The organism is Burkholderia glumae LMG 2196 = ATCC 33617 (assembly GCF_000960995.1).
GTDB lineage: Bacteria > Pseudomonadota > Gammaproteobacteria > Burkholderiales > Burkholderiaceae > Burkholderia > Burkholderia glumae.
In genome coordinates this window covers 2,392,905-2,416,890 of the sequence record NZ_CP009434.1, presented here as the reverse complement: position 1 = coordinate 2,416,890, position 23,986 = coordinate 2,392,905, and the positions used below count along the sequence as shown (strand labels likewise).

Annotated in this window: 17 protein-coding genes, 3 pseudogenes and 1 other annotated feature; of the genes and pseudogenes, 10 read left to right on the top strand and 10 right to left on the bottom strand. The window is 61.3% G+C overall.

Annotated elements, in window-relative coordinates:
- Positions 1 to 501 precede the first annotated feature (501 nt).
- Complete coding sequence (locus KS03_RS10890) at positions 502 to 1,647, top strand: LuxR C-terminal-related transcriptional regulator (protein WP_012733477.1); 1,146 nt, start codon at positions 502 to 504, stop codon at positions 1,645 to 1,647.
- Between the two features lie 382 nt (positions 1,648 to 2,029).
- On the opposite strand, the gene KS03_RS29875 is transcribed toward KS03_RS10890, so the two are convergent.
- A protein-coding gene (locus KS03_RS29875; RefSeq protein WP_085962356.1) for an IS5-like element ISBugl2 family transposase occupies positions 2,030 to 2,847 on the bottom strand; the annotation gives its coding sequence in 2 pieces (ribosomal slippage) (positions 2,030 to 2,499 and positions 2,499 to 2,847; 819 coding nt in all).
- A 74-nt stretch (positions 2,848 to 2,921) separates the two neighbouring features.
- On the opposite strand from KS03_RS29875, the gene KS03_RS10885 reads away from it, so the two are divergent.
- On the top strand, positions 2,922 to 4,367 hold the full coding sequence (locus tag KS03_RS10885; RefSeq protein ID WP_012733478.1) for a hypothetical protein: 1,446 nt from the start codon (positions 2,922 to 2,924) through the stop codon (positions 4,365 to 4,367).
- A 137-nt stretch (positions 4,368 to 4,504) separates the two neighbouring features.
- On the top strand, positions 4,505 to 4,936 hold the full coding sequence (locus tag KS03_RS10880; RefSeq protein ID WP_012733479.1) for a hypothetical protein: 432 nt from the start codon (positions 4,505 to 4,507) through the stop codon (positions 4,934 to 4,936).
- A gap of 423 nt (positions 4,937 to 5,359) precedes the next feature.
- Here KS03_RS10880 and KS03_RS10875 read toward each other — a convergent pair whose 3' ends face one another.
- Together KS03_RS10875 and KS03_RS10870 are read right to left on the bottom strand one after the other, a co-directional pair.
- Complete coding sequence (locus tag KS03_RS10875) at positions 5,360 to 6,439, bottom strand: porin (RefSeq protein ID WP_012733480.1); 1,080 nt, start codon at positions 6,437 to 6,439, stop codon at positions 5,360 to 5,362.
- Positions 6,440 to 6,548: 109 nt separating this feature from the next.
- Complete coding sequence (locus KS03_RS10870) at positions 6,549 to 7,835, bottom strand: MFS transporter (protein ID WP_045678769.1); 1,287 nt, start codon at positions 7,833 to 7,835, stop codon at positions 6,549 to 6,551.
- 354 nt (positions 7,836 to 8,189) lie between these two features.
- Between KS03_RS10870 and KS03_RS10865 the strand changes: the two genes are divergently transcribed.
- Complete coding sequence (locus KS03_RS10865; protein WP_012733482.1) at positions 8,190 to 8,663, top strand: MarR family winged helix-turn-helix transcriptional regulator; 474 nt, start codon at positions 8,190 to 8,192, stop codon at positions 8,661 to 8,663.
- Between the two features lie 53 nt (positions 8,664 to 8,716).
- Here KS03_RS10865 and KS03_RS10860 read toward each other — a convergent pair whose 3' ends face one another.
- The 4 genes from KS03_RS10860 to KS03_RS10845 form a co-directional block, all read right to left on the bottom strand.
- Positions 8,717 to 10,876 carry an acetate--CoA ligase family protein gene (locus KS03_RS10860; protein WP_012733483.1) on the bottom strand — a complete coding sequence of 720 codons (2,160 nt, stop codon included), beginning with the start codon at positions 10,874 to 10,876 and terminating at the stop codon, positions 8,717 to 8,719.
- A gap of 18 nt (positions 10,877 to 10,894) precedes the next feature.
- Positions 10,895 to 11,728: a p-hydroxycinnamoyl CoA hydratase/lyase gene (locus KS03_RS10855; protein WP_012733484.1), complete on the bottom strand. Its 834-nt coding sequence runs from the start codon at positions 11,726 to 11,728 to the stop codon at positions 10,895 to 10,897.
- Between the two features lie 71 nt (positions 11,729 to 11,799).
- A complete protein-coding gene (locus KS03_RS10850; protein ID WP_012733485.1) occupies positions 11,800 to 13,272 on the bottom strand; it encodes a benzaldehyde dehydrogenase in 1,473 nt (490 codons plus the stop codon).
- A 37-nt stretch (positions 13,273 to 13,309) separates the two neighbouring features.
- On the bottom strand, positions 13,310 to 14,077 hold the full coding sequence (locus KS03_RS10845; protein ID WP_012733486.1) for a coniferyl-alcohol dehydrogenase: 768 nt from the start codon (positions 14,075 to 14,077) through the stop codon (positions 13,310 to 13,312).
- A 223-nt stretch (positions 14,078 to 14,300) separates the two neighbouring features.
- On the opposite strand from KS03_RS10845, the gene KS03_RS32755 reads away from it, so the two are divergent.
- Together KS03_RS32755 and KS03_RS29865 are read left to right on the top strand one after the other, a co-directional pair.
- Positions 14,301 to 14,711: a hypothetical protein gene (locus KS03_RS32755; protein ID WP_230674525.1), complete on the top strand. Its 411-nt coding sequence runs from the start codon at positions 14,301 to 14,303 to the stop codon at positions 14,709 to 14,711.
- An 81-nt stretch (positions 14,712 to 14,792) separates the two neighbouring features.
- On the top strand, positions 14,793 to 15,038 hold the full coding sequence (locus tag KS03_RS29865) for a putative hemolysin (RefSeq protein ID WP_035981535.1): 246 nt from the start codon (positions 14,793 to 14,795) through the stop codon (positions 15,036 to 15,038).
- A gap of 1,118 nt (positions 15,039 to 16,156) precedes the next feature.
- Here the strand turns inward: KS03_RS29865 and KS03_RS10830 are convergent.
- Positions 16,157 to 16,927: pseudogene (locus KS03_RS10830) on the bottom strand (IS5 family transposase); the annotation flags it as partial.
- 48 nt (positions 16,928 to 16,975) lie between these two features.
- Between KS03_RS10830 and KS03_RS10820 the strand changes: the two are divergent.
- A protein-coding gene (locus KS03_RS10820) for an IS3-like element IS1416 family transposase (protein WP_085962428.1) occupies positions 16,976 to 18,213 on the top strand; the annotation gives its coding sequence in 2 pieces (ribosomal slippage) (positions 16,976 to 17,267 and positions 17,267 to 18,213; 1,239 coding nt in all).
- Positions 17,257 to 17,373, top strand: a sequence feature (AL1L pseudoknot). Its footprint overlaps the gene before it by 117 nt.
- 33 nt (positions 18,214 to 18,246) lie before the next feature.
- On the opposite strand, the pseudogene KS03_RS29860 reads toward KS03_RS10820, so the two are convergent.
- Positions 18,247 to 18,572: pseudogene (locus KS03_RS29860) on the bottom strand (transposase); the annotation flags it as partial.
- A 68-nt stretch (positions 18,573 to 18,640) separates the two neighbouring features.
- Entirely contained in the window at positions 18,641 to 18,991 is a 351-nt protein-coding gene (locus tag KS03_RS10815) for a hypothetical protein (RefSeq protein ID WP_017432562.1), read from the bottom strand.
- A gap of 5 nt (positions 18,992 to 18,996) precedes the next feature.
- On the opposite strand from KS03_RS10815, the pseudogene KS03_RS10810 reads away from it, so the two are divergent.
- The 3 genes and pseudogenes from KS03_RS10810 to KS03_RS29855 form a co-directional block, all read left to right on the top strand.
- A pseudogene (locus KS03_RS10810) lies at positions 18,997 to 19,260 on the top strand (DDE-type integrase/transposase/recombinase); the annotation flags it as partial.
- 300 nt (positions 19,261 to 19,560) lie between these two features.
- Positions 19,561 to 22,239, top strand: a complete 2,679-nt coding sequence (locus KS03_RS10805) for a type VI secretion system Vgr family protein (RefSeq protein WP_012733489.1) — start codon at positions 19,561 to 19,563, stop codon at positions 22,237 to 22,239.
- Positions 22,236 to 23,966: an esterase/lipase family protein gene (locus KS03_RS29855; RefSeq protein ID WP_080763640.1), complete on the top strand. Its 1,731-nt coding sequence runs from the start codon at positions 22,236 to 22,238 to the stop codon at positions 23,964 to 23,966. Before KS03_RS10805 ends, KS03_RS29855 begins: the two co-directional genes overlap by 4 nt.
- Positions 23,967 to 23,986: the final 20 nt, after the last annotated feature.

The following is a 23,986-nucleotide window of genomic DNA, read 5'->3' as shown; positions in this document are numbered from 1 at the left end:
GTGACTGTGTCCGGTGTTTCAGGGGGCTGCTCCAATCGGTTGCACAAAAAAATGTGCCTTATGACATGTAATTCGTTATTTAAGACACAAATCCACCGGATATAAACGCCGCTCCGCCTTCCCTGAAAGTGCTATGGCTTAAGATGCCTCCGCTGCCCTATCCGCACGGTCGTCGATCTCGGCGTGCGGTCTTCGGCACCCATGGGCGGCGAGCGCGGCTGTGCCGTGCGTCAGCGCCTAGCCAACAGTCACGGACGCCGACGTCATGGAAGAGCGGAATGCCACCGGTTGGACTGTAAATATGGAAGGCGGATTCGACTCATACACCGGATGATCGACACAGGTAAATTCCGTAGGGGGCCAGCGTGACACGCACGAATTCGTTGCGAGCCATTTGACAGGAAACGGTCTGGGGTGCGGTGGGCATGGCGGCACTCGTTTTCGTCCAGGCTCGCGCAGCCCGACGCAACGGATCGCAAGCCCATCGGACAAGCAAGGCATATGACATACCTCGACAACGATCTATCCAGTCTGGTTGGTCAGCTATACGACGCCTCTCTCGATAGCCGACAGTGGGCGGGAATGGCCTCGACGATCGCCGCAGCGTTCAATGGCAACAGCGCCGTCTTGAAGCTCCATGACGGCGCGAACGTGCAACTGCTGGAGACGACCGATAACCTGCAGGTACCACCGGCGCGCCTGGACTGGGCAACGCATTGGCACCAGAACGACCTTTGGGTTCATCGCGCGGTGGCCCGCAGCGTCGAGACGATTTTCACGGACCGCGATCTCGTCACGCCGCGCGAGCAGCGTGAAAGCGGCTTCTATCGGGAGTGGCTGCGCGAACTCGACATCTATCATGTGGTCGGCACGCTGTTTCCTGTAGGTAACGGTACGCTTGGTGTGCTGGGTGTCCACCGGCCCAAAGCGGCGCGGCATTTCAGTACCAGGGACCGTCATCGAGCCGCCTTCCTTCTTCCGCATCTCCGACGCGCTTTCCAGTTGAGTCAGCGCCTGTCTTCCCTCCAGCACGATGTCGCGCTGGAGGTGCTGAATCGCGTCGATACCGGCGTACTGGTCACGAATCAATCGTGCCAAGTGCTGTATGCGAACGCGATGGCGGAATATCTGCTCGGTTCGGGGCAGGCGATTCGTAGTCACGCCGGCCGTGTCCGCCTCAATCACGGTGCATTGCATGAGCGGCTGGTGCAGTTGATCCAGGCGTCGATGTCAACAGCGTCGGGCCGGGCCAAGGCGCTGGGCCCGATGTTGAGGGTGCCGCGTGCCGGCCGGCTGCCGCTGACATTGAGCGTCAGTCCGTTAAAGCCGAGCGGCCTGATCAAGACGGCTACACCGCTTGCCCTCGTGATGCTGCGCGATCCGGAATATCCGACCGCGAGCGTGCGCTATCTGCAAGAGTTGTTCGGCTTTACCCCGACCGAATCGGCCATTGCCGCCGACCTCGCCATGGGGCTTTCGCTCGAAGAGATCGCCCGGCGCAAGGGTATCGGTATGGGAACCGTAAGGTCTCGTCTGAAACGAGTCCTTGCCAAGACGGGCACGAACCGACAGGCGGAAGTGGCGGTGCTGGTGGCGCGAAGCGTGGCCTTGTTCCGACCTGCGGAAAACACTTTCTCCCCCAAATGAGAGACGACAGGCGTCTTTGTCGCCGGTAATCTTGTGTCCGGTAAGAAGAACGTTGTTGTCGTGTCGCGTCGATAGATGAAAAGTCACTGACATCCACGAAGTCGCTGTCGGGCGATAGATTCGGTCGGTTTTTCAACAAGAAGAAGAGGATTCCTTATCGAATATCGAGGCACCCATGCAATGTGGCGTGCCTGATGCGTTTTGTCGCGTGAGGTAAAGCGTCGGAAAGCGGTACCGGGTGGCGGACGCCCCGACGCTGGATGGTGTGTTTGCAGGGTTGAAGAGCATGGAAACGCCGGTCGGCGATCGACTCAAAAAAGGACTTTTATGAAACCCATTGCATGGATGGTCATGGCTGCCTGCCTCTCGCTTAGAGGCCAGTTCAAAAACCCTGCTCAGCTCGTCTGAAGATGTTCCAACAGATGATCGAGCAGCCAAGTTTGAGGAATGCTTCGTGAATGTAGGCACGTCGCTCGAAGCGAGTGCGTAGGCGCCGGAAATTGTGGAGCCAGGAATGCGTACGTTCGACTACCCAACGATACTTGCCCAGACCACTGCCATGCTCGGTCCGGCGCTTGGCGATCACGGGCTTGATACCGCGTTCGCGCAACGCGCGACGATGTCGGGTGGAATCGTAGCCACGATCGGCGTAGACGACGCCGGGCTTCTGAAGCGGTCGGCCACGAACGCCGCGAATGGGTGGAATCGCATCAACGAGCGGCAGCAACTGCGTGACGTCGTTGGTGTTCGCGCCAGTCAGGATCGCAACGAGAGGAACGCCGTTGGCGTCTACGAGGACGTGGTGCTTGGAACCGGGTCGCGCGCGATCGGTGGGGTTCGGGCCAGTTTTTCGCCCGCCCCAACGGCGCGCACGGACGACGAATCGACCGCAGCGTATGACAGATCGATTTGGCCGGCCGCACGCAACTTGTCGAGTAGCAACTCGTGCAGTTGGTCCCATACACCAGCCTTTTGCCAGTCGCTCAATCGCCGCCAGCATGTGGCGCCCGAGCCAAAGCCCAGACGAGTCGGCAAGTGGTTCCAACGAATTCCCGTTTTGAACACGAACAGGATGCCGTTGAGAGCCGCACGGTCGGACACGCGCGGGCGACCAGGATCGCTCTTCGCTCGAAGCTTCGCAGGTGGCAGCAATGGTTCGATCAGTATCCACAGTTCGTCGTCAATGATTGGCGCTTCCATCCTTGGACTTCCGTTGTTCTGATGCCCAAGGTTAACAGCTTGCCGAGGAAGTAAACAGCCCCTCTCGGGAGTTTTTGAACTGGCCTCTTAGCGCGTGTGGCGGCGACGACGGTTCGACGACGGGAAGTGCCTCGTCGTCCGGCTCCTCGTCTTCTGCAGGAGGGGTAACGACGAGCGGTGGGACGTCTCAGACCCAGGCGGGTTGGAGCCAGGTGGCCGCACTCGACGGCAAGACGCTCGCGTTCGAGCCCAGCACGACGATCGATGCGAACGGCGATACCCTGGTGACCTGGATGACCAACGGTCCTGCGGGCGGGGTTGGCAATGAAATGTGGGGCTCGCGGTACGTGCCCGGCGCAGGCTGGAGCACGGCGACGCGGCTCGATACTGGTGATGGAACGCACGCGATGACCGGGCCGGGCACCATTCAGCCGCAATTGGTCGGCAATGCAGCGGGCCAGGCGGTTGCGTTCTGGACCGAATGGATGCCCGGTCCGAACACTTACGCGCTGTGGGCGCGGCCGTTTAGCCCGAGCGCCGGTTGGGGAACGCCTTATGAAGTGGCGCCGGATGTCACGAGTTCGACCTACACGGCGGGTATCGACGGACAGGGCAATGCCCTTGTCGCGTTCCCGCAGTCGATCAGCCTTCTCGATTCCCGGATCGCGTGGACGCGATACACGCCGGACGGAACGTGGTCGGCCACCGCGCAGATCCAGATGCCATCGCAGACCGGACCGGGAGCCGTGACGGGCGATACCACGAACGTGCGCCCCATGATTTCGGTCCTGTCGTCCGGTAGCGCGGTGCTGGCGTGGGGACAAACCAACGGCACGCAATCGGCGATCTGGACGGCGACCTATGACGCAAGCAACGGCTGGACGAACGTCGCCCCGGCCGTGACGAACACGAGCCTTTTCACGAACATCGATGCGCCGACAGCCGGTATGGATGCAAAGGGCAACATCACGCTCGTGTGGGGACAGCTCGACGTTGCCAACGGCAAGATCATGACGACCACCATGTCGCAACGTTACGTGGCGGGCACCGGATGGCAGACCGCGAAGCCGGTGGCCCCGGAAATCACGGAAGCGTCGGGCTTCATCGCCAAACCGATGCTGGCTGTCAGCGAGAACGGCGCGGCCGGCGTCATGTGGGCGGAGGGGGGCGCCGTTTTGAAGGCGAGCGTGGCGGACACCGCTGGAAATTGGGGGCCGCTCCAGACGCTCACGGAGCATCTGAATTCGCTGGCGGGGCAGCTTCCGCCGCTGGTGATCGATGGCGCCGGCAATGTTACCGCCGCCTGGCAGGACATGGGCACGGTGAATTCATCGGACGTCATCGCGAGCAGCTATCGCAATGGGACGTGGACTGCGACGACTTTCGGTCAGAACCCGCAGTCGTCGTCGTGGCCTGCGCTTGCCGTCAATGCGGCCGGTTCGATGGCGCTCATCTGGCAAAACGCCAGTCTGGACGTCGGCCCCCAACTGCAAACCAGTTTTTACACTCCAGGACGATAACCGACCATGCGAACCTGCTGCTGCGCGCGGGAGCGGCTGCGGCAGGTGTTTGTTCGTATCTTGCGGCGGGACCATCACGGGTTCGTCCGAGCGCGCGAACGCCACGCCGCGAGGTACGTTGATTCAGGGAAAACATCATGTTCCGCAAAGCCGTATGTATCAGCCTCTGTGTCGGGATGACCGCCTGTGCCGGGATGGGGGGTGACGATGCCAATCGTCCCTCCCCATTCGATGGCGCCTATCTGAAGTCCCATGTCATTCCAGGCAAGACCACCGAAAGCGACATCGCGCAAATGTTCGGCGAGCCCTTCCAGAAGCAGAGCTTCCCGCAACAGGGTCTGGACATGTGGGTGTACTCCAACATCCATATGCCGGGCCAGCGAAGCCGGTTTCTGTCGATGGCCGGCATGGCCGCCGGCTTCATTCCCGGCGCCGGGCTGCTTGCCCAAGCGACCAACGCCGGACAGATGGTAGATGCCACGTCCGGGCCGACCAAGACCAAGACGATGCAATTCGAATTCAACAGCAGCAACCACACGGTCAAGAGCTGGTCCGGCGAATTGCAGTAAGACATGCCTTGGGAATGAGCGGGCCGCCGCGAGCGGCGCATGGACGACAAGCGCTGGTGCCCGTGCAGTGCCGCCGCGCCGTCCAACTGCTTGTGCGATGCCTGCGATACCGATCATCGCGGCCGGCCGCTGGCCAGCGGCCTTGGCTTTCCGCGGTCGTGTCTAACGAAGATGCCGGCACCGCGGGATCGGCGGGGCCGGCCCCTGCGCTTCCGGTTCACGCCCCTCGGACACCGGCGCGGGCTCGCCGCCGCGCCTCGCTCCGATCCGCCCACACGCCCCCTGCCTTTGCGTAAGCGGCAGCGACTCGCGACGCAGGCGGAGTCTTGGCGCTTGCGGCGCTCGCCGCAAGCAGCTCCCTCACCTCCCGCGCCAGGGCCAGCGGCCTGAAGGGCGCGATCTGCATGGACTCGCTCGACGCATTCAGAATCGCGTCTGCAAGCCCACCCGGCCAATGAACTGCGATGGGCTGCTCGAGGCGACCATCACGTCGTTGATCTGGGCATTCGCGCCTTGATTCGTGCGTTGATAGATACCGGCTACATACACGCTGGTTCGCTTCGACAGGAAGTATGTCAGCATCGTGCTGAGCTGGTGCGCGTGGTTGTTGTCGACGACCTGGTTGCCCTTCATGTACATGTACGTGCCGCTCAATGCCCACTCCGGCGCCATCAGCCAGCTTCCGCCCAGCTCGGCCTGCCACACGGCCGCGCCGTTCAGCTCGTTGCGCACCGCCGTGTAGAGCGCGGTGGCGGTCACCGGCCCGAAGCTGTAGTGGGTGCCGAGCCCCCAGTTGCGCACGCTGTCCTGAACGCCGGCGACCGAGGTCTTCGTTTGCGTATAGGCTGCATTCGCACCGAAGGCGCCGTGGACATAGTTCAGGCCAAAACTCATCGCGCTATCCGAGCCGAACGATCCCGCCACGCCGCCAAAGCCGTACATCGCGCCGGCGGAGAAGCCTCCGAAGCTGGGGCTCGCATACTTGACCGAGTTCTTGATGGGCCTGGATCCCGCCATGCCATCCCAGTCGAAGGCGCCGGTCGGATTGTTCGGCAGCGCGAGTTTCGCAAACGGCCCATTGCGGAAGTCGTAGATGCCCTGGGCATACATCGCGCCATCATTGCGACCGAAGAACAGTGAATCGATCAGGAAATCGTACTGGTTGCCGAGCGTCAGACGGCCAAGGCGATCATCATCCAGGCCGACGAAGGCGGTGCGGGTAAACAGGCTGCCGCCCGGCATGAGCGACCCCGAGCCCAGTTGGAACTGGTTCGTCAGATCGAACACGGCGTGCAGACCTCCACCGAGATCCTCCTTGCCTAGAAAGCGCAGCAGGTTCGGCACGGCAATGCCGTCGTCGAACTTGACGGCGTGGCTGCCGCCTGCATTGCTGACATAGGACACGCCGCCGTCGATCATGCCAGTCAGCGTGACGCTGCTCTGGGCGTTGGCATGGCACGCGAACAGCAGGCTCGCGGCAAAACAGAGGTTTTTCAATCTCATTGACGATCTCCTTGTTTGAGGTGTTCCAGGTTTCGCGTCACGCCGACGCCACCTGTGTGTAGGAATTGAATCGATCCGGGGGGAGGGGGCGGGCGCCCGGGCCGGTGCCTTAGACGACGTCTTCCGGCACACCGGCGGCAGCGACGGGAATTGCGCTATCGCGCCGGCGTGGCGACGTCTCGACGAGGAACAGCGACACCACCGCGCCGGCGATGAGTCCGCCGAGCGCGAAAGTCAGCGTGGACGGCAGGCCGAAATGCTGAGCAACGAAACCCGCAACGGCCGGTGCCAGACCTCCCCCGAAGATTTCACCTGCACCCGAGACAAAGCCGATCGACGACGCAACGAGTCCGGCCGGCGCGGCCTCGGTTGCAATCGGTCCGCTGAGCAATCCCAGCAGTCCCAGTGCAAAAACCGAGACACCGAACAGCAGCCCGAACAACGCCAGCTGGTTGGCGCCCGTCCGAGCGAACAGATACAGGAAGACCGCCGCCCCGATGAACGCGATCAGCGCGGCGTTGCGCCGGCCGATGGAATCCGATATGCCGGCCACGCCGAACGAGCCCACGAAGCCACCGAAGCCGATCGCCGAGACGACGAACCCCATCTGCTGCGTATCGAGATGCAGCACCTCGACGAGATAAGTCGGCACCATCGCGCTGACCACGAAAATGCCGCTCATCGCGCACAAGATCGCCAGCATCGCCAGCCACACGTTGCGGCTGCCGAAGAGCCCGGTCCAGCGCGGGCGAGCCTGGGCCGATGCAGGACCCTGCAGCTCGCTCTTGGGCTTGTCGCGCAGCACGCGCGAGATCAGGACGGCGACGATCAGGCCCGGAGCAGCCGAAATCATGAACACCCAGTGCCACGACGGCACGATGCGCAGCAACTGCGTCGCCAGAATGGGCGCAAAGCCCAGGCCGAGCAGCGAGAACATGCTCAGCTGGAGGCCCTGGTTGAAGCCGCGCCGCGAGGGCAGGGACGCTTCGCCGGTGGCAGCAACACTGGCGGGCGTAAACGCACCCTCGGCCACGCCCATCACCGCACGGATCAGCATCAAGCTCGCGAACCCGGAAGCGAGGCCCGACAAACTCGACAGCAGCGAAAACGCGACCATCGAGACGACCAGAATCTTCTTGCGACCGATCCGGTCGGACACCGAGCCCATTGCGATCGCCCAGATGCCCCAGGCAACGCTCAGAATGCCGATCAGGCTGCCGAGCTGCTGAAAGTTGAGATTGAGATCGCGCATCATGTGCGGGAACAGCGGTGCGACGATCCAGCGGTCCAGGCCTACCAGACCGAAGCCGAGCCCCAGCAGGACCAGCGTTTTTATTTCGTATGCCGAATCATGTTTCAGGCGATGCGCTGGCTCGTTGGATAAATGAGATTGCATGAGTGTCTCCTGTTGATGGGCCAATATTTGTTATTGGTTATATTTGTTATCTATAATAATTTGTTTTCCGGAAATTGCAACAATCAGCGCTTAGGGGGAAACGATGAATCGGCGCAGCCCGCTGGCGGTCCTGTGGGACGGGACGAACGAATGTCTCGAATCGCGGTAGCGGCCGCATGAGCAGGCGTTGACGGCAGACCGCGCCATCCCGCGCTTTTCGAACTCCGCTCGCGCCTTTTCCTGGGCAGGGGCGGGCATACGGGCGGCGTGCTCCGCCCGGAATTCCACCTGAAAATACCTTCCGTCGACGTGCTATGATCCAAGACGCCCCTTACAGAGAATTGGCCCATTGCAATGTCGACCAAGTCCGTTTCCAATAACTCCGCCGACGATCTCGCGGATCGGGTCGACCAGTCGGAATTGCTCGATCTTCTCGGCTACAACATCCGCCGCGCCTATCTCGTCATCCAGTCGACCTTCGACGCGCAGATGGAAAAGCTCGAACTGCGTCAGGCCGATTTCGCGGTACTGTCTACGTTGCGCCATAACCCAGGCATCAACCAGAAGGCACTTGCCGACGCACTGGCCATTGCACCGCCCAACCTGGCCACGTTGCTGGACCGGCTCGAGTCGCGTGGCCTGCTGACACGACAGCGCAGCCTCGACGACAGACGCATTCAGCATGTCTCGCTGACTCCGCAGGGCACGCGCCTGCATGGCCAGGCACTCAAGTCCGCCCAGAAGGCGGACGAGGTTGCCGTGCAGATGCTTTCCGGTGCCGGGCGCGAACAACTCAAATCCCTCCTGACAAAAATTTTCGCCGGCTGAATGGTGGGAAGCCGGCCGGGGCTTCGACCGCGCCCCGGCCGGTTCAAGAACGCTCAGTTCGACGCGGGTTCGACCAGCATCAGCGCATCGAGCGCAAGCGCGCCGCGTCCTTCCGGATAGAGGACCACCGGATTCAGGTCGATCTCGCGGATGCCCGGCTCGTACTGCAGCAACGCGCCCAGACGCATGACGATATCCGCGAGCGCACCGACATCGCGTGCAGGCTCACCGCGAAAGCCGCGCAGCAGTGCAGCCCCCTTCAGCAGGCTGATCTCGCGTATCACGCCATCCCTTGGCAGGTCATGCGGCAGCAGGCGGACGTCGTGCATGACCTCCGCTGCCACGCCACCGAAACCGACCAGAATCACGGGGCCCCACTGCGGATCGTTACGCGCGCCCACGATCATCTCGAGGCCGCGATCGCCCATCGCTTCGACCAGTACGCCTTCGATCACGGCAGACGGTGCATGGCGCTTCACGTTGCTGCCCAACTGCATCCACGCCGCCCGGAGAGCCTGCGCATCATCGATGCCAAGCATCACGCCACCGACATCGCTCTTGTGGCTGATATCACCCGACTGCACCTTGAGGGCGACGGGATAACCGACGCGCCCGGCAATCGCGAGCGCATCGTCGATGTCGGCCGCCAGTGCGCCGCGTGCGAACGGGATACCCAGCGGAGCGAGCATCGCTTTCGCACGGTGCTCCGGGATCACGCCTTCCTGCAAAGGCAGGCCAATCTCCACCGGCGCGTGATCTACCTCGCTGAAGTCTCGGCCTCCGAGCTCGACAAGCCGGGCCACCGCCCGTAATGCGCGTTCCGTGCCGGGGAAGTATGGGATGCCCAGTTCGCGCATCTGTTCGATGTACTCGGCCGGCACCGCTGCGCCCTCGTCCAGACCGGCGCAGATCACGGGTTTGTCGGGGCGCAGTTCGAGCACGGCGCGCAACACGGGGGGCATCTTGATCGCGCAAGTGACCGGATCGGTCTGGATCAGGCCGACGACGATCGCAGAAAAGCGATCGTCGTCGAACAGCGCCGAGAGCGTGCGGTAGTAAAGCTCGGGGTCCACCAGCCCCTGCGCGGTCAGATCGAGCGGATTACTGACCGCGACGAACGCCGGCATCGCGGCGCGCAACGCGGGCGCATCGTCGTCGCTCAGGGCCGGCAGTTCGAGGCCGAGCCCTTCGCAGATGTCCAGGCACAGAGCCTTGAATGCCCCCGATTCGCCGACAATCGCCGTGCCGCGTGACGGCAGGTGCGCGCAGCGCAGGCCGATTTCCGCGATATCGCCGAGTTCCTCCAGGGTCGGTGCGATCACGACGCCCGCGCGTTCGACCTTGGTGCGCATCAGCGAGTGGTCGCCAGCCATCGCACCGGTATGCGTGGCCGCCGACGCGCGCGCCGCGGCGCTCCTGCCGGGATGCAGCAGCACCAGCAGCTTGCCAGCCCGGCGGGCATGGCGTGCGATCTCCAGCAGCCGGGCCGGCTGCCGGAATTGCTCCGCGATCATCGCGATGACGCGGGTGCCGGCATCGTCCAGCAGGAACTGCAGGTAGTCTTCGAGATGGCTCGCCGCCTCGTTCCCGGTCGAAACCGCATACGACAACGGCAGCCCGCGGCTCGCGAGCGTCGTATTGAGCACCGCCATCATGGCGCCGCTCTGGGAGAGAATCCCGATCGCGGGCTGGCTGCGATTGCGGCTCGCTTGCTCCGCACTCACGGCCGTTTCGATAAACGTCAGCGGCACGCGCTCGAGATAGTTGATGCAACCAAGGCAGTTCGGCCCTTCGACGAGCATGCCCGTTTCTGCGGCAATCCTCGCGATCTCCTGCTGCTGGGCGATTCCCTCGGCACCCGCCTCGGCGAAGCCCGCCGAAAAGATAACCACCGCACCGACCTTGCGCGCGGCGAGCTGACGTACGGCGTCCAGCACCGCGGCCTGCGGAATCGCCAGCACGGCAACATCGACGCCGTCCGGCAACTGTGCGATCGAATTCACGCATGGCCGGCCGTTGATCTCGTCGCGCTTCGGATTGACCAGATAGATCTGGCCTCGATAGTCGTTGCGCTCGAGATTGGCCAGCACCGATGCCCCGAGCGCACCCGGCGTCGGCGAGGCGCCGACGATGGCAATCGATGACGGTCGCAGCAGGCGCGCCACGGCCTGGCCTGTCGCCGCAGGCCAGGTTCCAGACTGGATCAGGTTCATGTCAACGGGCTCCCGTGCTCAGGTACGCTGTCGCTTGAGGTCGTAAGTGCCAAGGCCCGGCTTGTAGGTCTTGTCGTCAAGGAACTGTTTGAGCCCCTCCTTGCGCCCGTCGTCGTAGCTGTTGGCGGCCTCCTGAGCTCGCACGAGGAAGTCTTCGGCGTTCTCATAAGTCATTTCGCGGACACGGCGGATGGCATCCTTGGTTGCCTTCAGGGCGACCGGATTCTTCTTCAGCAGCGCCTGCGCGACTTCCACCACCCGCGTGCGCAGTTGCGCGGCGGGCACCGCCTCGTTCACCAGGCCCCATTCTTCGGCCTTGCGGCCGTCGATGTTCTCGCCCAGCATCGCGTGATACATCGCGCGTCGGAACGAAAGCAGCTCGGTCGCGACCTTCGATGCGCCGCCTCCTGGCAGGATGCCCCAGTTGATCTCCGAAAGGCCAAAGCGGGCTTCCTCGGCGCAGAACGCGAGATCGCACGCGAACAGCGGACCGTAGCCGCCACCGAAGCACCAGCCGTTGATCATGGCGATGGTGGGCTTCTGGTACCAGCGCAGGCGTCGCCACCAGCCGTAGCTCTCGCGCTGTGCCTTGCGCGTCCCGGCCAGACCATGGGCTTCCGTGTCGCGGAAGTATTCCTGGAGATCCATACCGGCCGTCCACGCGGTGCCTTCGCCGGTCAGCACGAGCACGCCCACGTCCGGATGGAATTCCAGTTCGTCGAGCACCTGCATCATGCGCCGGTTCAGCGCCGGGCTCATTGCGTTACGCTTTTCGGGCCGGTTGAACTTCACCCATGCCACGCCGTCCTCGATGCTGAAAACAACCGTTTGTTCCTCTGCCTGACTGCTCATTACCTGCACCTTGATCGAAAGTGAAAAAGTTTTTTCGGGCTCCCATATCAGCGCGGGCGCCTAGTTGCCGCCTAGAACGGATACTGCGGGACGGCATCCTTGACCGTCACCCATTGCCAGTGCGTGTACTGTTCCCAGTCCGCGGGGCCGCCCACGCTGGTACCGTTGCCCGAGGCGCCGGTTCCGCCGAACGGGTTGATCACCTCGTCGGCAACGGTCTGGTCGTTGATATGCAGCAGTCCGGTGTGCAGCCGCTCGCCGAGCGCCATGGCGCGTCCGACTGAGGCGGAGATCACGCCTGCCGACAAGCCGTATTCGGTGCGGTTGGCGAGCTCGACCGCCTCTTCGTCGGTGTCGAACGGAATCACACTGGCAACCGGGCCGAAAATCTCTTCGTCGAACGCGCGCATACCGGGCCTGACGTTGGACAGCACCGTCGGCGCGTAGAAAAGACCTTCGTGCGTGCCGCCGGCCTCGACCACCGCACCGGCCGCCACCGACGCGCCGACGATATCGACGATGTTCTGCAACTGGCGCTGATCGATGATCGGCCCGAGTGCCACCTGGGCGACGGCGGGGTCGCCGATCGGCAGATGGCGTGCCTTGTCGGCCAGGCGCCGCGTCAGTTCGCTCGCGATGCTGCGATGCACCAGCACGCGCCCTGTCGCCATGCAGATTTGCCCCTGGTGAAACCAGGCGCCAAAGGCGATCGCGGAAGCCGCCTTGTCCAGATCGGCGTCATCGAGCACGATCAAGGAATTCTTGCCGCCCAGTTCGAGCGACACCTTCTTCAGGTGCCGGCCGGCCAGCTCGCCTATCTTGCGGCCGGCAGCCGTCGAGCCGGTAAACGCGAGCATCGGCACGCCAGGTGCCTCGACCAGCGTCTGCCCGACATCCGCACCACCTGGCAGGACATGCAGCAGCCCTCTGGGCAGGCCGGCAGCCGACAGCACCTCGGCGATCACAAAGCCTCCCGCGTACGGCGTGCGCGGATCCGGCTTGATGATGACGGCGTTGCCGACGGCGAGGGCAGGTGCGACCGAGCGCAACGACAGCACCAGCGGGAAATTGAACGGCGAGATCACGCCAATCACGCCCAGCGGCAGCTGACGAGCGATGCTGAGCCGCCCCGGCACGCTCGGCAGGACCCGGCCATTGGCTTCCAGCGGCATCGCCGCAGCGCGCTGCAGCAGTACGATGGCTTCACGCACCTCGAGCTCGCCCTTGGCCAGGATGCCACCTGTCTCCCGCGCGATCAGGGCGGCAGCCTCCGAGGCCTGTTCCTGGAGCAGTGCAGCGGCGCGGTGGAACACCGCTGCCCGCTCACGCGGCGGCGTTGCCGCCCAGGCTCGCTGGGCTTCGCGTGCCGATTTCACGGCAGCGGTCACGTCTTCGGGCACAGCCTTGCCGACCTGATGCAGCGGCTTTCCCGAAGCTGGCTCGATGACGTCCAGCTTGCCGGGCACCTGGGCCCAGTCCCCGTTGAAAATCGCGCCACGCCACGCAGCGGCGTTGGCCAGCGAATGCCCTGACGGATTGCTCATGACGAATGTCTCCGATAGTGATTGAGTGAAAGCCTGTTCAAATCGCGGTAGCGGCCAACCCGCCGTCGACGGGGAGGTTGACGCCGTTGATCCAGCGCGCCGCATCGGAGGCGAGGAACACGATCGCCTCGGCCACCTCGTCGGCATACGCGGGGCGCTTCATCTTCGCGGCGTCGGCCTCGACACGTTCCGGCCCGAGCATCGTGACGAAATCGCCCAGGATCGGCGTGAAGACCGGGCCCGGCGCGACGCTGTTCACGCGCACCGAATGCTGCGCGAACCAGTCCTGTGAACGACGCGCGCTCCAGACGATCAGCGCCTCCTTGAAATACTGGTAGCAGGTGGCCTGGGGCACCGGGTGCGCGGCGAGCCACTGCGCGCCGCCGTCGAAACCAGCCGTCTCGGCCAGTTCCCGGTGCAGATCGAGCCGCTGCGGCCACTCCGCGCCGAGGATCGATGCAACGTTGATTACGCTGCCGCCAGCCGCGATGCGCGGGAGCAGGGCTTCGCTGAGGTGGCGCAGGCCCAGATAGTTGACGCGTGCGACAGCGTCCACCGGTGCAGTACCCGGAACGCCAGCAATATTGGCCAGTGCATCGATACGCTCGGGAAGCTGGGCGACCAGCGCATCGATGGCAGCCGGGTCGCCCAGGTCGGCCTGGCAGAAGCCATCAAGCGTCATGTTGACCAACTGTCGGTCGACGCCGATCACGCGTGCGCCATGAAATCGTGCGAGTCGGGCCGTCTCGGCACCGATGCCGGATGCCACGCCGGTAACGATCAGGGTTTTACCGTACAGGTTCATTGCAGTTGTCTCCTCTGTTATGGTGCGACTCCACCACATTGTTATTCAACATAACAATTTTTTTCAATAACTATTTGTACGGTGTCTCGCCTGGCCGCGCCCGGGACCGTGCGCACCGGCGGGCGGGGGGCCGTCGGCGAGCCACGCGCGGCGGGCCGGAGGCATTCGTGATGCTCGGCTGGCCGGCACCCGCGGCGCGCCATGCGCGGGCTCGGCAGCGCCGGTGCTGCTGCGTCTCGCGCCGAGCCACGTTGCCTTGTGCCGTGCCTGTCTGGAAGGTTTGGACGAGACGGTCCTGCACGCGACCCACGGTACGGCCGGCGCCGATGCGTGCGTCACACGCCGGCGCATCGCGAACCGGCGCGGGCGCCTGGCGATGGCCGCGCGCACTGCACCGACGCCGAGCACCGTGCCGGCGCACCGGGGCCGAGATGAACACCGATTGGCCGGCGGTCAATGCCTGGATCGCGATACGCCGCGCGGGCACCGCCGCGAAGCCGAGCAACTGATGCGGTGGGCGATCGTGGCCAAGGGCAGGCCGCGCTCGTCGTTCGACACGCTCGGTCTCGCCGAGTACCTGGAGCAGTTCCCCGGTAAGCGAACTTTTACTGGCGTCCTGTACAGCCCAGCTTGACTGACGAGTCGTAATGCGGTGAACTCGCAGCATCACTGCTATTCAACCCGGTTTGCCCCCATGCCTATGTCCAGAGCGATCATGTCCACACTCGTTTTTTCAGGTGCTCTAGTGTCCGGTTGCAGCACGGGTAACGACCCGCCGTCCGAAGCCCCAATCGTGGAGATGGCGAATCCCGCGTCGGTCTACTGCGAGAGCCTGGGAGGCCGGAGCGTGAGCGTTAAAGACAAGGACGGCGCGGCGTACGCGATCTGCCATCTGCCGGATGGCACGCAAATTGAGGAATGGGCGTTGTATCGTCGTGACCATCCGCAATCGAGTAAGTGATCGATCCTGGTTTCACGCTGGGACGTATTTAGCGAATACCGGCTGACGAACGAGCGCTCGTTGTTTTGCTGGCTAGGCTGCCGGCGGTCATCTACTCACGGAGAGCCCGGCCGTCGTCGTGTGATCCCGACGAGCAGCAGGCTCGCGGCCGTTGGCTGTTTCCGACCGAGGCTGTGTGAAAACGTGTGCCGGGGTTGGCCAATGGAAAAGGCGGCCCGCCAGAATGCCCTGTATCGGCCTCGCGGCACTTCGGGAAGGGTAGGGCGGCACTCGAAAAGCGGGTACGCGCCCTTACGGCTAGGAGAAGTTGCTTTGGCTACACGAGTTTGCCAGCGCCCCTGGCGTGCCAGCGTGAAGTTCGCCGCCCGACTAGTTTCCTGCGATGGGGAGTGGCACCTCATTGAAGAGGATTATTTGGTATTGGCGGCAGTTGTACTGACGGAACGTCATAATAAAGATTCGAAAGATCCCTTCGAAAATACTGCGCCCATTTGCGTGAGGCATACTCCCGTTCGGCTCGATCGTCTAGCGACGTTAGTGCCAACGATTTGTAGCGTGGATCGAACGCGTCATCAAAGATGGGTTTTCGAACGTCGTCGCTCGACAGTAAACCCCATATGGTCCGGAGACCGTAATTTGGACAAGTGAACGTAATGGGGAAGGCCCTTCTCGGATATGTGTATGGTCCAGAGCATGAGGGAATATGCGGTGCTGGATTTAACCTAATATCTAAATCATTGAGCGCTTTTGTCTCTCCGGTGCTCGATGTTGAGATGAGAAAGCCTAAACAACTGACAATAAGGAGTTGGATGAAATACATTTCAATTCATTGTTTGGTATGTATGCAGGATTAAGTATGTGTGCAGGTCGATCGTCGCGCAACCCACGCATTGTGCTACGCCGTGATCAGGGACGACGATTCAGGTGCTCGGCGAATTCAGGCAAGATGGTCGCCGAACTCAAGGACAAGTTCGCTTCTAACAGGCCGTTGAAATACCGAACGGCCTGACGCATTTATCTCCGCCACGATTCAGAAAAGCGTTCGCGTCGCGCTCGATTCCGATATGGCAGCCGATTTTCCGCCCTTCAGATCACTTTTACGGCGGTACCTCGCCCCATCAGGCGGCCTGCGGGCGCAACGCCGCCAGCGTTCTCAAGCGTGTCAGGTTGTAGGCAGCCATGGTCAGCGGCAGTAACTGATCAACTTTCTCCAAGCCCTGCACCATCACCTGTCGAAGGAGGCCAATCGACTTGCCGCAGCCAAAGTACTGCTCGATGCATTTCCGTTTGCGCTGGCTCACCGCATAACCCAGATGCCGAGTCGTGCGTTTGTCGATGGCGCTACCACCCGTGCGTTTCGTATTCCGGTCAAGATGGGGCGTGACGTTGACGTCTCGGCAGGCTTGGACGAACCCCCGCGCGTTATAACCCTTGTCCGCGCCTACCGTGATGGGCCGGTCCAGCCGCGCGACGCCACGCAACATCTGGACCGCCACTTCGCGTTCGGCTCGACCATTGGCCTGGCTTGCCTGAACATTCACCACCAAGCCACGCCGCTTATCGGTCAGCAAATGCCCAAGATAGCTCGGCAGGGCCGGGGCCGCGTTGCTCTTGCGATACAGTCGGCTGTCGCCATCGCTACTTGATTCGTGTGTTGCGTTGCTGCGGGTTTCGCCATGCCAGTTCTCCGGCGGCCGATCGTCGTCGCTACCGTCTTTTCGACGCAGGCTTTTGTGACTGGCCCACGCTTGTATCAGCATGCCGTCTACGCTGAAGTGCTCGCCCGACAACAACCCGCGCTTGTGTGCCGTTTCCACCGTCGCCTTCAACAGGTCCGTGGCCGCATCGAACTCGATCAGCCGATCCCGGTTCTTGCTGAATACCGAGTGAACCGCACCGAATTTTGTGGAGGCTCGGATTCTTGAGAGAATGGAGCCATGAACAAGAAGGCAACCAAGTTTTCCCCGGAAGTCCGGGGGCGCGCAGTGCGTCTGGTACGTGAGCAGCGTAGCGAACATCCGTCGATGTGGGCGGCGGTCGAATCGATTGCGCCGATGATCGGCTGTACGCCGCAGACGCTGCTGGATTGGGTCAAGCGCGAGGAGATCGATCGTGGGGAACGTGATGGCGTGAGCACGGCCGAGCGTGAACGCATCAAGGCCCTGGAGCGTGAGGTCAAGGAACTGCGCCGTACCAACGAGATTCTCAAGCTGGCGAGCGCGTTTTTCGCCCAGGCGGAGCTCGACCGCCGATTCAAGTCCTGAAAGCCTTCGTTGATCAGCATCGCGACACCTTCGGGGTCGAGCCGATCTGCAAGGTCTTGCGGATTGCCCCGTCGGGCTACCGACGCCATGCTGCGCGGCTTCGTGATCCGTCCAAACGCTGCGCTCGTGCCAAACGCGATGAGGTCCTGCAACCCGAGATCAAGCGTGTCTGGCAGGCCAACATGCAGGTCTACGGTGTGCCGAAGGTCTGGAAGCAGATGAACCGGGAGGGCATTGTGGTCGCACGCTGCACGGTCGGGCGGCTGATGAAGCTGCAGGGCTTGCGTGGCGCAGTTCGCGGCAAGCGGGTTCGCACGACGAATCCCGATACGAGCGCTGCGCGCCCGCTGGACCGGGTCAACCGGCAGTTCAAGGCTGAGCGCCCAAATCAGCTTTGGGTGTCTGACTTCACCTATGTCTCGACATGGCAGGGTTGGCTGTACGTGGCGTTCGTGATCGACGTGTTTGCCCGTCGCATCGTCGGTTGGCGCGTCAGTTCGTCGATGAGCACGGACTTCGTTCTGGATGCGCTCGAACAGGCGCTGTACGCGCGCCAACCGGGCGACGATGGGACCTTGATACACCACTCCGATAGGGGGGCTCAATACGTCAGCATTCGGTACAGCGAACGTTTGGCCGAGGCGGGTATCGAGCCGTCCGTCGGCAGCCGTGGCGACAGCTACGATAACGCGCTGGCTGAAACGATCAACGGTCTCTACAAGACTGAACTGATTCATCGGCGCGCCCCTTGGAAAACGAGGGAATCCGTCGAACTGGCAACGCTGGAATGGGTCGCCTGGTACAACCATCATCGGCTGATGGAACCGCTCGGCTATATCCCGCCTGCCGAAGCTGAGGCAAACTACTACAGGCAACTCAGAAATGCTGCTGAAGTGCCTGCATTAACTTAAACCAACCGGCCTCCACGATTCCCGGTGCGGTTCAGAGTGATTCCAGACAACATCTTCAATCGAAAGACCAACGAACCAACGGAACAGCAGGTTGTACGAGATCTGCTCGACCAACTGCCGCTCGCTGCGGATGCTCTACAACACCTGGAGCAGCATGGCGCGCATCAACTTCTCCGGCGCGATGCTCGGGCGGCCGCCCTTGACGTTTGCGTCTTACATTGCAGAAACTTGGCATCCATCTTCGAAAGCGCTTCGTTCAGCCATGTCCGGATCGTCCGCAACGGATGTGTCTGCGGAACAAATTCCTCCAGCCTGACCGTGCTGAACAGCGATTCGTTGTAGCCGTCGGCGCCTCGCATCTGCTCTTTCTTCCTTGATCTCGGGAGCCTGCATCGTGCAGGATAGGCGGAGGTATTTCAACGGCCTGTTATTCCGCCGCCGGCTTCGCGGGCGGCTCGGTGCGCTTGGCGTCGGTTAGATAGACCGCCACCAGCGCGCCATGACGAATCATCGTCCGAACCCGGTGGCGGCTCGTCTGCTCGGCCCCGGCCGGTAGCGTGGCGTCGGGCCGAAAGTGTGCCAGCCGGTTCACGCCCACCCCGAGTTCGCGCGCTCCCTTGTAGTCGCGATGTATTTGCTTCCATTGAGCCTGCGTCATGTGATGGAAGTCGGGGCCGGCATAGTTGCACAACGGCGGGAGCTTGCCGGCGGTCTTCGCGGCGGCCGCTTCCTCAACGCTTGGAACTCGATAGTTGCGCACCTTTTCGATGGCGCTCAACGGCACCGGCCCGCGGCGACAAATGGCACCTCGACGAGATGGAGGTCGTGATCCGCCGCGTGAAGCACTCGCTCTGGCGTGCCGTGAATCAACACGGCGCGGTGATCGACGTCCTGGTGCAGCGCCAGCGCAACGCTGCCGCGGCCAGGCGTCTAATGCGCAGGCTGCTCAAGCGCCACGGCCGCCCGCGCGTGAAGGTGACCGACAAGCTTCGCAGCTACGCGGCGGCGAACATCGCCTCGCATCTGCGCGTCAAGCACCGGCACCACGACAGATCCACCTGCTCGCGTGGCGTGTTTCGGAATGTCATGTTTCGTCAAGGTGTCAAGTAAAATTGGTTTTGGAAGTTACTCGTAATGTCAAGCCGTCTGAGCTGAAATATGATGACGGGAAGTATTGCTGGCAGGTGCGCCGCTTCAATGGCTGGCGGTGAACCACAAAGTCACCAATGCCCAGAGGATAGCCATCATGGTCCTAGTGGCTGTCCTCCCCTAGATTAATAAGGGACGGCCGTCCCTGCGAGAGAGTAGGTCCACACGATCTACTATGAACACGACCAAAGGCAGCACATGAACTTGACTGAATTGATTCAGGCGCTTCGCGGCGGGCTGATCCAGCAAGACAGGCTATTGAAAGCTGACATTCCAGCGTTGCCGGAAAACGCGCTGCTGCCGCGTCGCGCGGTAAGTTACTCTGAGTTGGGTCGCGACTTCAGCGTTACTCTCGATATGGTGTCGACGGCCAGTGATATCGAGTTGAAAACGCTGATTGCGCAGTCGATGACGCTTTGGATATTGCAGGCCGACAAGTCCTATTTGCCGATCAACGGCTACATCCACACGGCTCGCCGACTCGGCGCGGAAGGCAGCCAGGCAAGCTATCAGCTGACGTTCGCTTCCTGGATGCACTTCCTCAAATATCGTCGCGACATGCGGTATTGGCAAGATCGAAGCGTCGACGCGATCATCGCCGATGTGTTCAACGCTCATCCGCAGGCGAGAGGGCAGTTCCAGTTTGCACTGTCGAAGCCGCTGCCATCGCGGTCCTATTGTCGTCAAAGCGAATCCGACTGGAACTTTGTCCATCGGTTGATGGAAGAGGAAGGTCTGTTCGGTTTCTGGCGGCAGAACAAGGATGGTAAATCGCATACGTTGGTAGTGACCGACGACGTTCACTCGCTCGATCAGATACAAAGCAATCCTGTCGAGTTTTACAGAGCCGACGCTGGCAGCGAAGTGGATGCGTTCACGCAGTGGGCGGGTTCTCGGACATTGCAGAGTTCGGTACATACAACCCGCACATTTGACTACAAGGCGCCATCACTGGGTGCCAATTCCAAGGGCACGACACTGCCGACCATGGTTGGCCAGGGAAATCTGCCCGAACAGACTGAGGTCTACGAGTACACGGGGGCCTACACCTACGATCGACAGGACCGAGGCGAGCATCTTTCCAAAGTCCATCTGGAGGAGTGGGAATCACGCGCCAAACGTTTCACCGGAGCGGGTGGCGTGCGTGGCATCGATGCGGGTTTGCGGTTCGAACTGAGCGGCCACCCGGAGCATGACCGCGATCCTGCCGGCCAGCGAGAGTTTGCTGCGCTCAAGGTATGGCGCTACATCGAAAACAATCTTCCACTGTCGGATCAGGAAGCCAGTTTCCCGCACAGCTTGCGGGAAGAGTTGGCCCGGTCAAAATCGAAATTCTCAGGCGTCGACGTCAAACACGACGATGGTTCGGCGGGCTTCTATTTGGTCGAAGTCGAGGCGCAACGTACCACGGTCCCGTATCGTTGTCCGTTCGAACACAAGAAGCCGGAGATGCACCTCGAGACGGCAATCGTCGTCGGCCCGCAAGGCGAAGAGGTATACACGGACGAACTGAACCGCGTGAAGGTGATGTTCATCTGGGACCGACAGAATCAGGGTGACGCGGGTGCTTCGTGCTGGGTTCGAGTGGCGCAGTTGGATACGGGCGGCGGTTACGGCGGTGTCCATATGCCCCGCGTCGGGGAAGAGGTACTGGTCGGTTATCTAGGTGGTGATTGCGATAGACCGATCGTCCTGCATCGCGTCTACAACGGAAAAGTTAGGCCGCAGTGGCACAGCAACGGCATTCTGTCCGGGAACCGCTCCAAGGAATACGGCGGCAGCGGCTACAACCAGATGGTGATGGACGACGCGACCGGGCAGAACCGGGTCCAACTGATGAGCAGCAGCGCGAACAGCATGCTGCATTTGGGTTATCTGATCGACCAGAGCGGCAACACACGAGGTTCGTATCTTGGATCAGGCTTCGATTTGCGGTCGGATGCCTACGGTGCGGTTCGCGCGTCCCAAGGTCTATATCTGACTACCCATTCCAAGTCGGCGAGCAGCCAACCCCTGGATGTACGCGAGGCCCAGGAACAACTCATCAATGCCGAAAGCGTGATCGAGGCGATGTCGCAGGCGAGCCAAACGCATCAGGCGGAAAGCCTGGATGAAGGCCACAAGGCGCTCAAAACCTTTACCGATGCGACCCAGAATAGTGTGCAGGGAACATCGTCGGGCGGCACAACCGCGGGGGGCGGTACGGGCAGCGCGAATGTTTTCAAATCGCCGGTCATGTTGATTGCGGCCCCTGCCGGTATCGCCTTGTCGACGCAGGATTCCGTGCATGTGTCGAGCGAGCATCAAACGAACATCGTCGGTGGCCAGAGCACGTTCATCACGAGTGGCAAGTCGCTGGTCGCAAGTGTCGCGGAGAAGATCAGCCTATTCGTGCAGAACGCCGGGATGAAGCTGTTTGCCGCGAAAGGAAAGGTTGAGATCCAGGCGCATGCAGACAATGTCGAAGTCGCCGCGCAGAAATCCGTGAAGGTGCTGGCGGCAACAGAGAGCGTCGAGGCCATTGCAAAACAGGAAATCCTGTTAACGTCCGGCGGTGCGTACATTCGCCTTTCGGGCGGCAACATCGAGATCCATGCCCCCGGCAAGATCGATATCAAGGGTGCCACACATAATTTCTCTGGGCCGACTTCCTTGTCGAAATCAATGAACGAATGGCCCAACATGCCGCACGACGAAGAGTTCATACTTCGTCATCACGCGACCGGGCAACCGATGGCGAACCGGCGCTTTGAATTAACCCGAGCAGATGGTTCCGTGATCACCGGCCGGACCAACGCAAACGGTGGAACTGGCATACAGAAGAGTTCAATGATCGAGAGGATGCGCCTCAAATTTTTGCCCGAGGGTAAGGGATGAACGACAAGACGCGGACCGTAGCGCGCAGCTACGACGAAGACGGACTACCGGTCTGGCATTCGCAGACATCGCCAACGAGTATGACAACTCGTGCGGAATGTCTGATGCATCCAGATCGGATCATTCCGGTGATCTTTGTCCCCGGCATCATGGGTTCGAATCTGAAGTCGAAAGACGTCACGCGATCGAAAAAGATCGTCAATATCTGGCGGCCGGATCTCACGGGAGCAGTGACAAAGATTATTGGACTGAGCCCTGCCGGAAGAAAAACGGTCTTTAATCCTGAAAACGTGCAGGTGGATCGCGACATCGATGTTAACGGCCAACGCTTGGCAAATGCAACTAATGGTTTTCCAGCTAAGCTTATTCAGGCCCGTGGTTGGGGAACTATTTTCTGGGGAAGCTATGGCCCTCTACTCGAGTATCTTGAATCGAATTTGAACGATGTCTTGCGATGGGATTCGGCCAAGAATGAGACCATCGTTGGTGAGTCGTGGACGCCCTACATATCACATGGCGTTGCCGTCAAATCGGATGGCAAGGAGCATATTCTTCGGTTGACGAAGGGTGAGTTGGAGCAGGTTGCAAAGTACTGGTATCCCGTGCATGCAGCAGGGTACAACTGGCTTCAATCAAATGAGCAATCTGGAAAAGACCTGGCGCGGGAAATTGACGTTATTCTCAATCATTATCGGGACAAGTGGGGCAGTAAAGCAGTTCAAAAGGTGATTTTAGTAACCCACTCGATGGGAGGCTTGGTAGCGCGGGCAGCGGTTCATCCGAAGATGGGTAACGCTTCAGACAAGGTGCTGGGCATTCTCCATGGAGCCATGCCTGCTCGCGGAGCGCCGGCGGCCTACAAGCGCATGCGGGCTGGCAATGAGGCGGGCGGATTTTCTATCAACCCGATCACGGTTTTGAAGTCGATAGCAACATGGATGTTCCTTGGTGCATATGGCCCAGATGTGGCGCCCGTTCTAGGCCAGTCTCCTGGAGGGTTGCAGTTACTCCCGAACCAAAATTATCCGACTGGATGGCTCACTGTTAGAGCGGGCGGCGTCAGCTATCCGATCGAGGGCAATCCCTACAAAACGATCTATAGTGAACGTAGTCGGTGGTGGCGGCTCGTAAATCCAGATTGGCTAGATCCGGGCGGCGACTCTGGCGTGCGATATGACGAATCCGGGGCGGTGGTTACCAAAACTGATCCTGCATGGGCAAAATATATGGTCTGTTTGTCTAGCGCAGAGCAGTTTCATGCGTCACTAGGTGACTACTACCACCCTGTGACCTACGCGTTCTTTGGCTCCGACACCGAGCACAAGGCATGGGGTAAGATCCAGTGGGACATTGGGACATTACGTTTCGCGATGCGAGGGCCCATGTCTGTCTTCGATAGTAACGCGGAGCTGAAGAAACTTGCGATGGACGGATTGCCGACGAGCGACAATGGTAGCGGGACAATGGAAGCGAGGGCGGTGGACTCGTCGTGGATGGGTGATCTACGGGACCGTTTTTCTATCCGCGATCCAGAATCGCCCGGTGATGGCACCGTGCCGCACGAATCGGGCCGAGCGCCGGGGAAACGTGGTGGCGCAATCGAACAATTCGCGTTTGATGGGTTCGATCATCAAAGTGCATACCTTCCGGAGATGGCTAACGTGATGGCTGTCACAAAATATGCGGTTGCGAAGATCGCCAAAAGGGCAGACTGGGGTGACGTTTGAGAGCTAACGCATACATCAAG